This is a genomic window from Nonomuraea sp. B1E8, from assembly GCF_039871515.1.
Lineage (GTDB): Bacteria > Actinomycetota > Actinomycetes > Streptosporangiales > Streptosporangiaceae > Nonomuraea.
On sequence record NZ_JBDPLS010000028.1, the window covers coordinates 13,077 to 24,475 of the forward strand.

General features: G+C 65.0%; 6 protein-coding genes and 1 pseudogene. 5 read left to right on the forward strand and 2 right to left on the reverse strand.

Features of this window, described 5'->3' with window-relative positions:
- Positions 1 to 16 precede the first annotated feature (16 nt).
- Complete coding sequence (locus ABGA98_RS44770) at positions 17 to 5,341, reverse strand: LamG-like jellyroll fold domain-containing protein (RefSeq protein WP_347624583.1); 5,325 nt, start codon at positions 5,339 to 5,341, stop codon at positions 17 to 19.
- Between the two features lie 292 nt (positions 5,342 to 5,633).
- Here ABGA98_RS44770 and ABGA98_RS44775 point away from each other — a divergent pair, with 292 nt between their 5' ends.
- From ABGA98_RS44775 to ABGA98_RS44795, 5 genes and pseudogenes are all read left to right on the forward strand, one after another.
- The gene (locus tag ABGA98_RS44775) at positions 5,634 to 6,503 is read left to right on the forward strand and encodes a DNA methyltransferase (RefSeq protein WP_347624584.1); all 870 of its coding nucleotides are present in this window, start codon (positions 5,634 to 5,636) and stop codon (positions 6,501 to 6,503) included.
- Complete coding sequence (locus ABGA98_RS44780) at positions 6,500 to 7,354, forward strand: DNA methyltransferase (protein ID WP_347624585.1); 855 nt, start codon at positions 6,500 to 6,502, stop codon at positions 7,352 to 7,354. Before ABGA98_RS44775 ends, ABGA98_RS44780 begins: the two co-directional genes overlap by 4 nt.
- Positions 7,355 to 7,583: 229 nt before the next feature.
- The gene (locus ABGA98_RS44785) at positions 7,584 to 7,733 is read left to right on the forward strand and encodes a hypothetical protein (protein WP_347624586.1); all 150 of its coding nucleotides are present in this window, start codon (positions 7,584 to 7,586) and stop codon (positions 7,731 to 7,733) included.
- Positions 7,730 to 8,899: pseudogene (locus ABGA98_RS44790) on the forward strand (recombinase family protein); the annotation flags it as partial. The gene ABGA98_RS44785 and the pseudogene ABGA98_RS44790, both read left to right, overlap by 4 nt.
- Positions 8,900 to 9,552: 653 nt before the next feature.
- A complete protein-coding gene (locus tag ABGA98_RS44795; RefSeq protein ID WP_347624587.1) occupies positions 9,553 to 10,230 on the forward strand; it encodes a DUF2637 domain-containing protein in 678 nt (225 codons plus the stop codon).
- 826 nt (positions 10,231 to 11,056) lie between these two features.
- On the opposite strand, the gene ABGA98_RS44800 is transcribed toward ABGA98_RS44795, so the two are convergent.
- Entirely contained in the window at positions 11,057 to 11,332 is a 276-nt protein-coding gene (locus tag ABGA98_RS44800) for a hypothetical protein (RefSeq protein ID WP_347624588.1), read from the reverse strand.
- Positions 11,333 to 11,399 lie beyond the last annotated feature (67 nt).

The window sequence follows — 11,399 nt, forward strand, 5'->3', positions numbered from 1 at the left end:
ATCTGGCGCTTAGATGCTAGTGCGGATTTTGTCCGGGGACGTACGCCTCTACCCAGAAGTGATCATAGGTGATCTTCCGTCGAGTGCCGTCTTCGCCTAGGATGCGCTGGCTTCCATAGAAGGCGCCAAGACGTATCCCGTCTTCGGTGTTGCGCTTCCACCACACGGGTCTAATTGAGTAGGCGTAAGCATCCGGGCTGTTCACGCGCTCGACGCTGACCCATGTTCCCTGCATGGTGGACTGGAAGGGAAACTCATCGCACTCATATACCTTGTGCTTCTCCCCCTTGCCGAGTTCGGCATCTCTGCGATCGTAGTCCTTGAATAGGAGGCGGCACATATTACGGCTTTTCGTATTATTCTTTTTCCTCCAGTCTGCGTTGACGTTTCGGCTGAGTGGCCCACTGGCACTTAGCCAATGCCCCGGAATGCTTTTATCGATCCTCTTGGGGAGCGTGAGATCTTTCTTGTGTTGGGCCGTCCAGATATGAGATGCGACGCTCCGATATGCCATGTTCACGTTATCTGGGTCGCCCATGTCGCTCCAGGGGAGACCTGGCCGGGTCTCAGTTGTCTCGTAGACTGCTGCGACCTTGTCGAAGATGCAACCGCTCCCGTAGTGCCTGGTGAGGTAAAACGCGGAATCGCACCGCGCTTCGGGCTTGGCGTCGGACCAGTAAGTCTTCGGAGGGGTGCTGGAAATTCCGTCGAGCCATATTTTGGCGTAAAACTTCGGGAAGCAGCGCTCGATCTTGTCGATTCCCCTGCCGTTCGCCTCATCGGAAACTACGGTGAACTCAACAACCTTTCCGTCTCGCCATTGCTGCCATAGTCCCTGTACGTATGAATCGCCGGCTATCTTGCAAGCGGTGTTATAGGTGCTGGCCCCGAAGCCGATCATCGCCTGCCTGTTATAGACACCGCCGATCGCGGTTACGTTCTTCAGGGAGATCCTGTAACGGCTGAAGCGGTCTTTCGTAGGAGTGCCCTCGCCGTTGCCGCCTGCAGTTCCGATGATGGTGGCGTCGGCGGTGATCCCGTTGACGAAAACTCCGGGACGGGAACCTATCTGGGCATCGCCGCGGGCGACCTCTTGTATGGCGCACCAGGTGTTGCGGTTCATGTAGTAGCCGTCGGTACCGTCCGTTGCGCCGGTTCTGGCTTGCTGCTCGTGCCTCCAGCACTCCTGTACACGCGAATCGTCATCCGCGATAGCAGCGGCAGGCGTGGGAGCAATGCCGCGAGGGTCGTTCGATGTCTTGTCGCCAGTGGCGCCTTGCTCAAGATCTACAACTAGGCCAGCCCAAGGCGACCACGCACCTTTATCGCCTGCCCTCGCCCTCCATCTCACTTTCTCGCCGTCCCGCAACAGTCCCTTGGGGACCTGCAGTGTCACCTGGGAATCGTTGGGCTTGGCGGTGGCCTGCCCGGACCAGATCAGCCGTCGGTCCGTGATCACCTTTCCGGCTTTGAACGATTTGGTGGGCTTGCCGGCGATCTCCACTTCCACCTTGGCCTCGCCGTTGCGCCCGATGGTCAACCAGGTGGTCAGGTGCGGGGTAAGGCTGTAGGTGACTGTGACGCCGTCCGCGGTCCGGCTGTCGCCGATGACCAGCTTCTGGATCTCGGGGGCGGAACTCGTCGACAGTCGGCGGGCCGTCACACCCGCTGCGGCGGCGCCGACGGGGGTGTTCATGTCAGCCTGGATTTGCGCCGCAGTTTGGACGACGTTGTAGATGCGTACCTCGTCGATCAGACCGTCGTAGAACTCGTCACCCCAGAAGTTGTTGCCGCCGATGTGCAACTCGCCGCCGTCGTCAACGAGGTCACCGCTGACCTGAGCCTGGTCGACCTGGGTGCCGTTGACGTACAGGGTTGCCATGCTGCCGTCATACGTGAGTGCTAGGTGACTCCACTGATTCAAGGTGAGGGTGGTGCCGCCTTCCACCCCGCGTGGACCGTCGGCAGTTTGCAGCCAGCCCAGCGGGTACGAGCCTTCGAAGGAGGAGTACAGGGCGTAGGGACCGCCATCTGCGCTCTCCTTCATCAGCACGGTGTCCATGCCGTCCACCGTCGCAGGTCGCACCCACGCCGAGAGCGTCAATGCATTGGTCAGGCGTAGTGACTCGGCGTGCGGGACGGTGACCCAGCTGGTAGTGCCGTTGAAGGACAGGGCCTTGCCGTGCTTGCCGCCCGTCGTCCAGGTGGTGTCGGTGGCCGCTCCGGTGTTGTTCTGCCCGGAGGAGTCACCCACGGTCGTGCCTGAGCCCTCGTTCATGCCGTAAGCGGCCACCAGGCCCGGAACTGTCGGCGGGGCCGTGACGGTGACCGAGATCTCGTTCGAGGACGGGCTGAGGTTGCCGGCGGCGTCGGCGGCGCGGACCTGGTAGTAGTACGTCCCCGCGGCGAGGCCCGCGTCGGTGAACGTGGTGGTTGGCGAGGAGCCGATCTGGTTCGCCGCGGACGGGGTGAATTCCGGCGTCGTAGAGCGGTGAATCGTGTAGCCGGTCACGCCCACGTAGTCCGTCGAGGCCGTCCAGGTGAGCTGCGCGCTGCCGGGACCGCCCGTGCCAGTTAGCGAGCCCGGTGCGGTCGGCGCCTGCGTGTCCGGCGGCGCCACCTCGCCGATAGGGGTGTTCATGTCGGTCTGGATTTCAGTAGCGGTCTGGGCGCGGTTGTAGATGCGCACCTCGTCGATCAGGCCGCGGAAGTACTCCTGCCAGACGACGTTGCCGCCGATACGCAACGGGCTCCCGTCGTCGTAGAGGCTGCCGTTCAGCGTACTCTGGTCGACCTGCTGGCCGTTGACGAACAACCGCAGGGTGGCGCCGTCGTAAGTGAGCGCCAGATGGCTCCAGTTGTTCACCGGCAAGGGTGAGGTTCCATCGGCCGTCGAGTCGGTCGCAGGATCGGTTTGCACCCAGCCGGACGGAACCGCACCGCCGTTGGCGGCGTAAAGGGCGTAGGAGGCCCCGTCGGCGTTCAGTTCCTTGGTCACCACGCTCTTCCAGGGGGTGCCGGTCACCGTGGTCGGATTGACCCAGGCCGACAACGTCATCCCGGTCGTCAGGCGTAACGACGCAGCGTGCGCGACCGTGACCATGCTGGAGGAGCCGTTGAACGACAGAGCCTTGCCGTACTTGCCGTTGGCCCAGGCAGTGCTATCGCCCATGCCGGGGTTGTTCTGCCCGGAGGAGTCGGCCACGCTCGTGCCCGAGCCCTCGTTCATGCCGTAGGCCGCCACCAGCCCCGCCACAGGCGTAGCGCCACCCGCCGTAGTGAAGGTGGCGGCATAGTCGGTCATCACGTTGCCAGCAGCGTCCCTGGCCGCTCGGACTTCGATGCGGTAGCGCTCGGCTCCCTTCAGAGAATGCTCGGGCTTAAGAATCCAACCCTGATCACTGGGTTCGATTTCCTCCGTCTCCGGGTCGTCACCGATCGGCGTAACGCTGAAGCTCACATCGGTTGCGGCGGAGTCCTTAAGCACGAAGGTTTGACCCGTTACCGATTCCCCGAATGCCACCCGGATCTCGGTATCGGTGGGAACGTTGGTGTCACCGTCAGCGGGATTCGTCAACACTTGAGGAGCCACGGTGTCGGGTGCCGGATCAGATTCGTCCGGGACATCCTCGTAGCCCCCTCCTTCGGATTCCCCGAACTCCTCTAATTCTTCCTCAGTCAAGCCCGGCGGCGGCTCAAGCTCGTTCGCATCGACCTGACTGCGTATCGGAGAGTGCAAGGCGGCCTGCCGGGCCTCCTCGTCGGTGGGGTTAGTAAAGGGTGGTATCTCCACCTCCGTTTGCCGAGCCTGCTGCGCAGCCAGGTCGGCTGGGGTAGCGCCCCAGTGACCGTACTGAAATGTTCCCACCTCGACGGTTTCGACAGGGGCAGGCTCGTACTCAATGAAGAGGACGGGGCCGCGAGGGGTGAAGGGGTAGGTGTCGTAGCCGCCGTATTCGTCGGAGCGGTAGGAGCGCCAGTTCTGGGCGACGGTTTCGGTGGGGGAGGTGAGCCGGACGCCTTCGTCGGGCTCGCCGGCCACCCATTCGCGCACCATGTCTTCGATGGAGTAGTACAGTTCGCCTTCCCCTTCGGGGCAGGGGATGGTCGCGCTGTAGGCGCCTTGGTTGCCGACCTGGCCGTTGACGGTGATGTCCGGTTGGTTGTTCCAGGTCAGCGTGTTGACGGTCCAGGGATCGGTGATGCGGTGGGCGACGATGCCGGGGTTGTCGTCACTGCAGGTGTGGGAGTTGTAGTTGTGCAGGCGCAGGTCGGCGTTGGTGATAGTGGCGCCCATGAGTGGTGTGTCATGGATGTTGAAGCGGATGTAGGCGCGGTGGGTGCGGGTTCCGCTGTGTGAGCGGCCGGCGGTCAGGGACTCCAGCAGGGCGTTGTCGTCGCCGTTGGGCAGCACATTGCTGACGTGGGTGTCGCCGGCGATGCCGGTGCCCTCCCACTCCTCCGAGGCGGCGGTGACCGTGACCGGGTAGGTGACGGCTGGGTCGGTGAGGAAGTCGGCCTTGGCGGTGAGAATCACGCTGTCGCCGTCGATTGTGGTATTCGCCTGGCTGATGTGTCCCTGGTCAGGGCTGACCATGGCGGCGGCGTCCAGCATGGGCGCGGCCGACAGGTCGTCGACCTCTTTGCCCTTGGCGTTGAGTACGCCGGGGGTCTTGTCCGGGCCCTTGCCCAATTTGAGGCCGTCGGGCAAGCGCATGGGCACGCGCAGTTTGAGGTCCTCAGCTGGCCGCTGGCGGATGACGACGTCGTGGCGGAAGCCGCTCGGGGTGACGGTCACGACCAGGTCGGTGCCGCGGCCGTAGGCGTCGGGGTAGGTGGCGATGTTGTTCTTGACCACCGGTTCGGGCAGCCTGTCGGGTGCGGCGATGGCCGCCTTGCCCTGGGCGCCGGTGTAGGTGACGGCGTCGATGTTGCCGCCCGCTGACAGGGTGAGGTCGCCCAGGCTGGATTTAGGCCGCAGGACGCCGTCTTTTTCGATCAGCCGGGTGTCGATCGGCTGCCAGGCGCCGTCCTTTTTGACCCGGATCGGGCTGCTGTTCAGCTCGGCACGTATGGTCTTGCCGTCGGGGTTGGCGAAGTAGGTACCCGTTTCCGAGCGCAGCGCCTCGATCTCGACGCGCTTGTCGTTCTTCTTGGCCTGGGCGAGCGCGGCGCTCGTCGGCGTGCTGAGGGCGGTCTGCAGGGTGGTGGGGGATGGCGTGGGGCCCTTAGCGATCGCAGGTGCGCTCAAGATCGAAAGTGGCAGCGTGAGGACGGCGATCAGGGCGGCGCGGCGGCGCGTCCGGGTGGATAAGCCAGACGCTAATCGTGATGTGTTCACTCCGGCCTTTCGAACAGAGGTAGCAAAACGGAGTGATCATCACATAGGCGGGAACTCAAAGTAAAGATCGTTTTCAGTAACGGGAAAGAGCTGCTCCGTGATAGGCAGAGGATCATCACCACGCAGATCGCGCAGGTCGTCCAGGTCTTCGCCTCGCCTCCTTGCCCATTGATGTGGGCGGTTGATGCGCCTCACGATGTGCACGAAGCGAAGGACGAGGGCGGCTCCAATCGCCGCCGATCTACTGGTGTTTCAATGCATGGGAACGGGTGACCGTCGCGGGTCACCGTAGATGAGCAAGAACGAAGGACGGCGGTCGAAGGGATCGCGGGCTGCTGAGAGGCGGTTGGTGCCGCTTTCCGTGTGGCTGTGTTCCGACACCACGCCTCGATCGTCCGAGGCCGGGGAAAGCCCGCGCGTTACCGAGGTGGTGTGCGGTCGGCATCGCCAGGCCGTAGGGCGGGAACTGGCTCGGCATCTGATCGGCGCCTGCTCCCGTCCGGGCGGGGTCGTAGCGGATGTCTTCCCGACGAGCGAGACGGTGCTTGTCACAGCGGCAGGCATGGAGCGGCTGGGCGTCGGATGTGTTCCGCGTCTCCCGGTCGTGCAGCACCTCGCCGGCCGTCTGCGGCAGGAACTCGCGGCGGATCAGCGGGCGGCGGTGAGGCTACGTCCCCACGGGCCACACGAACTTCGGGAGGCGCTGCTCGGGCTGGAGGGCCGGGTGGAGCTGTTGATCGCGGCGCTTCCGCCTTACCCGGAGTCCGGACGACCGGCCGGTCCGGCGTCGGAGTCTTGTCCCTCGTGCAGGGCGGAGCCGCCGACGCTTGCCATGCCGCAGCTCGGTCGGTTCCTGGAGGATGCGCGTCATGTTCTCGCGCCGGGCGGTCACTTGGCGGTGATCACGACGGCGCGGCACGAGCGGGGGAGGCTGGTGGACCTGGCGCCGGGGATCATCCGGCGAGCGGGCGCGGCCGGGTTGGCCTACGTGCAGCATGTCATCGCGGTACGCGTCCCGGTGGAGGGTGACGCGCTGGTTGTCCAGGCCGATCCGGCGGAGCTGGGGCACCTTCGCCGTGCCCAGTCGGCGGAGTTGCCGCCGGTCGTGTCGGTGCACGCGGATGTTTGTCTGTTCGCTCGTACCGCCGGGGGTGCTCGATGAACGAGAGCGTTCTGCCATCGGTCCTGGCCACGGGCCAGCTGCAGTCGCGGGTGCAGCGGCGTGGCCGGTATGTCGCGGAGTCGATGAGGCATCCGGGCAAGATGCTCCCGTCGATCGCCGCCCAGGTCATCTCGGCGGTCACCGAGCCGGGTGAGCTGGTGGTGGATCCGATGTGCGGGATCGGGACGACGCTGGTGGAGGCGACGCATCTGGGGCGGCACGCGGCGGGGATGGAGTACGAGGCGGATTTCGCCGGTCTCACCGCCGCGAACGTCCAGCAGGCCCGCTTGCAGGGGGCGACGGGATTCGCCCGGGTGGCCTGCGGCGACGCGCAGAACATCGCGGCCGTCTTCGCGAATCTGCGGGGCACGGCCGCGCTGGTGCTGACCTCTCCGCCCTATGGAATCCGGACACATGGGCATGTCCGTTGCGGTAGCCGGGAGGGCGGCGGACCGGTGGAGAAGTCGAACCACCGGTACTCCAAGGACAAGGGGAACCTCGCCCACCGGCCGTTGCCTCAGCTGATGGAGGGCTTCGGGCAGATTCTCGCCGGATGCGGGGAACTGCTGCGGCCAGGCGGAGTGATCGCCGTCACCGTTCGGCCGATCCGGGTCAGCGGGCGGCTCGTTGACCTTCCCGGCCAGGTCATCGAGACCGCGGAGGCGGCCGGTCTGGTGCTCACTCACCGTTTGGCGGCTTTGCTGTGCGGGCTGCGTGATGGCCGGTTGGTGCCTCGGGCGTCGTTCTTCCAGATGCTGGAGGCCTGGAGGGGTCAAGAGAAGGGGCAGCCGGTGTGCGCTGCGGCGCATGAGGATCTTCTCATTCTGCGCAAGCGGGGTGATGAGGGTTGAGAGCGGCTCTTTCTCGCAGGACGGTGGTCCACAGGTCGAGCCTGCCTTTGTCGTCCACAGGCTGTGGACGGCTGTCCGGGTCTGACCTGGTGAGAAGTCGTGTCCAGGTGATCGTTGACATCGGCCGTCGAGGCGAGCGGTCATGTAGGACCGCCGGGGGTGGGCGGGCCCGTAGGGCCCGATCCGGTCGCCGGTGGACGCGGGGACCCGTTCCGAACCGGGACGGGTCGTGAGCGGCGCAGATCACGGGCTGCGGCTGGTCGTGCCGGGGGAGGAGCTCAGGCTCACCCCCGGCGCGGCCGGCGTGCTGCTGCGAATCTTGCTCAAGGCCGCCGCCCGCGTGAAGCAACCGCAGACCGCGAAGGAGCAGCAGGGATGACGATCAGGTTCGGCTTCTACGGCCGGGTGTCGACCGAGGACAACCAGGACCCGGAGGCGTCACGGGCCTGGCAGTTGCATCGGGCGCGGGCGCTGATCGAGTCGCGGGGCGGGGAGGTCGTCGCGGAGTTCTTCGACGTCGACAAGTCCCGTTCGATTCCCTGGCAGCTGCGGCCGCATGCGGCGGCGCTGATCGAGGAGCTGAAGGACACGCGGCGGGGCTTCGACGCGGTGGTGATCGGGGAGCCGCAGCGGGCGTTCTACGGCAACCAGTACAGCTTGACGTTCCCGTTGTTCGAGCACTTCGGTGTGCCGTTGTGGGTGCCCGAGGTGGGCGGGCCGATCGATCCGGCGAACGAGGCCCACGACATGATCATGGGCGTCTTCGGAGGGCTGTCGAAGGGCGAGCGGAACCGGATCAAGATCCGGGTACGTGCTGCGATGGCGGCGATCACCGCGACCGAGGGACGGTTTCTGGGCGGGCGTCCGCCGTACGGCTACAGCCTCCAAGACGCCGGTCCGCACCCGAACCCAGGTAAGGCGGCCGACGGCCGGAGGCTGCGGCGGTTGGTGGCCGATCCGGTCACCTCGCGGGTGGTGCGGTGGATCTACAGCGAGTTCCTCAAGGGCAGGGGTTATTTAGACATCGCGGAGGACCTGACGCTGCAGGGCATCCTGTCACCCTCGGCCAGCGATCCCGGCCGGAACAAGCACCGCGATCAGCGGGCGTGGTCGAAGTACGCCATCCGAGTGATCCTCACCAACCCGCGCTACACCGGCCACCAGGTGTGGAACAAGCAGCGCAAGGACGAGATCCTTCTGGACGTGGAGAACGTCGCGCTGGGGACGACGACCAAGCAGCGGTGGAACGCCAAGGACCAGTGGATCTGGTCAGAGCAGGTCGTCCACGACGCGATCGTGAGCGTCGAGGAATACCAGCGGGTCCAGGAGATCCTCGCCACACGTGCCAGAGGCACATTCAGCCATCGACCCCACCCCACCCGGCGTCCATACGCCTTCCGGGGTGTGCTGTTCTGCGGTTACTGCGAGCGCCGGATGCAGGGCAACTGGAACAACCGGCAGGCCTACTACCGGTGCCGCTTCCCTGCCCAGTACGCCATCACCAACGACCTCGACCATCCCAAGGTCGTCTACCTGCGCGAGTCGGAGATCTTGGATGAGGTCGATGGCTGGCTGGGGACCGCGTTCGGCCCGGACAGGTTGGAGCGCACGATCGCGGTGATGGCCGAGCAGGCGATCGACCCGAACGAGGCGGCCCTGATCGACCTGCGTAAACGGCTGTCGAAGTGTGACCGCAAGCTCAACCAGTACCGATCCGCCCTCGACGCCGGAGGCGACCCGATCGAGATCGCCTCGTGGATCAACGAGACGAAGAGCGAACGCGCCTGTCTGGAAGGGGAGTTGAAGGCCGTCCCAGCCGCTCAACGCATCAGCGCCGCCGAGATCAGGGCCATGATCGAGGAGGTCGGGGATCTCGTGCGGCTGGTCTCGGATGCGGACCCGGACGATAAGGCCGAGCTCTACACCCAGCTCGGGTTGAAGCTCACGTACTACCCGGAAAAGCAGTATGTGGAGGCCCGGATCGATCCGGAACCCCCACATGTGCGTTCGGTGTGTGTCCGAGGGGGGACACAGCCGATACGTACATACCCTTCAGCGCCTCCACCACGCTCGTTCTCCCTGGTCGGGAGGGGTGAGCTGTGGAACCGAACATGGGGGCCGTGCGCCGCATCAGGCGTACAACGATCACGGGGGTTCTCCTTCTCGCGGGTATCGCGGCGGTCGTGTCGTTCCGTCATATGCACGAGCTCTGTCTTCGGCACGGTGAGGATCACCTGGCGGCGGTGCTCATCCCGCTCGCGGTGGACGGAGCGATCGTTGTCGCCTCGATGTCCATCCTCCTGGCTAACCGCTACGGTTCGCGGGGCTGTGTCCTGGCGTGGACCATGTTGATGGTCGGCAGCCTGGCTAGCCTCGGGGCGAACATCGCCGTAGCCGAGCCGAGCCTGATCGGGCGCATGATCGCGGCCTGGCCGAGCGTCGCGTTGATCGGCAGCTACGAGTTGTTGATGTCCCAGATCCGCCGGGCTTCCGCTGAGGGACCTGCTGTTGCATGGGCCGATACAACGGAGAAGAAGGGACCGGTTGGGGACGATGGCCACGATGCCTCGGGGTTGGGGGTTCCTGATGGCTGCGGAGCGGGCGACCTACGTCGAATGGCCTGGCAGTGGGCATTGGAGCATCGCCTGCCCGATGGGGCTCTGCCATCGGGGAGGGTCATTGCTGAGCAGTTCGCGCGGAGCGCTCGATGGGGCCGCTGGATCAAGCGGATAGGCATCGAGGGAAAGCTAGCAGAGTACGATCACCCCACTGCCGCATCACCCAGTGAGCCACCAAGCCGTGCGGCTCTTGCGATCAGCACGGCGGTTGCGGCCACAGCGCAGGAAGAAGAGCGTCGTGCGCTTCCTCGTGATTAGGGAATCGATCAACGCTTTGACCTGCGCTTCTGCATTACCGGCGGACTGCTGCAAAATAGTGTTATCTGTAGTGGATGCTAGGACCTCTGACCTGGGGCTTTACCGTGGGGGCACTCATCACCCTGGAGGGATCGCAACAACGGCTCGTTGAACATGGCCAGCCACTTCTCAGGGCACTCATCACCCTGGAGGGATCGCAACACCAGCCCGATGACGGTGGCCGCGCGCAGGAACCTGGCACTCATCACCCTGGAGGGATCGCAACTAGTCGGACCGGTCCGCGAACCCTTCGGGGTCTTCGGCACTCATCACCCTGGAGGGATCGCAACGAGGCCGTCTACAAGGTCCAGCGGTACGCCAAGGCGCGGCACTCATCACCCTGGAGGGATCGCAACACGAGCTCGTCCAGGTTGGGCCGCGCGATGAAGTGGCAGGGCACTCATCACCCTGGAGGGATCGCAACTTGATGCCGTAGCACAGCACCAGTCCGCCACCCTGGCACTCATCACCCTGGAGGGATCGCAACATGTAGGCGGGAGAGTCGGGCGTGACGGTCACCTGATGGGCACTCATCACTCTGGAGGGATCGCAACACCAGGCCCGGGTCAAGGAGCTCCAGCCCATCCAGGGGCGCTCATCACCCTGGAGGGATCGCAACTGGAAGGCGTGGCAGAACGGGCACTGGAAGCGGTGGGGCATTCATCACTCTGGAGGGATCGCAACCATCCTCGGCCGGGTCGGCTGGGCCGCGATCGCGCGGGGCACTCATCACCCTGGAGGGATCGCAACAACTGGGCGGTGGTCATCATGACCTCGCCGCGCAACGTCACTCATCACCCTGGAGGGATCGCAACATGACGTGGTACTCCGTCAGGGGGCCGCGGTAGGGGCACTCATCACCTTGGAGGGATCGCAACTTGCCGGCGGCGAGGACCCGGACGTCGAACGCGTCGTACGGGCACTCATCACCCTGGAGGGATCGCAACAACAGGTCGAGATCCCACTCCACGCCGAGCTTGTACTTCCGGCGCTCATCATTCTGGAGGGATCGCAACCCGCCATGGCCAAGCACCCCACCTACGAGGGCGTCACGGGCGCTCATCACCCTGGAGGGATCGCAACGCGAGGTGGCGGGCAGTGACTTCCACAGGAGTGGTGTACGAGTTTGG

Bases quoted from the DNA above. Each gene is read 5' to 3' on its own strand.
- ABGA98_RS44775 (WP_347624584.1), top strand. From the start codon at position 5,634: ATGAGCAAGAACGAAGGACGGCGGTCGAAGGGATCGCGGGCTGCTGAG.
- ABGA98_RS44780 (WP_347624585.1), top strand. From the start codon at position 6,500: ATGAACGAGAGCGTTCTGCCATCGGTCCTGGCCACGGGCCAGCTGCAG.
- ABGA98_RS44795 (WP_347624587.1), top strand. From the start codon at position 9,553: ATGCACGAGCTCTGTCTTCGGCACGGTGAGGATCACCTGGCGGCGGTG.
- ABGA98_RS44800 (WP_347624588.1), bottom strand. From the start codon at position 11,332: ATGAGCGCCCGTGACGCCCTCGTAGGTGGGGTGCTTGGCCATGGCGGG.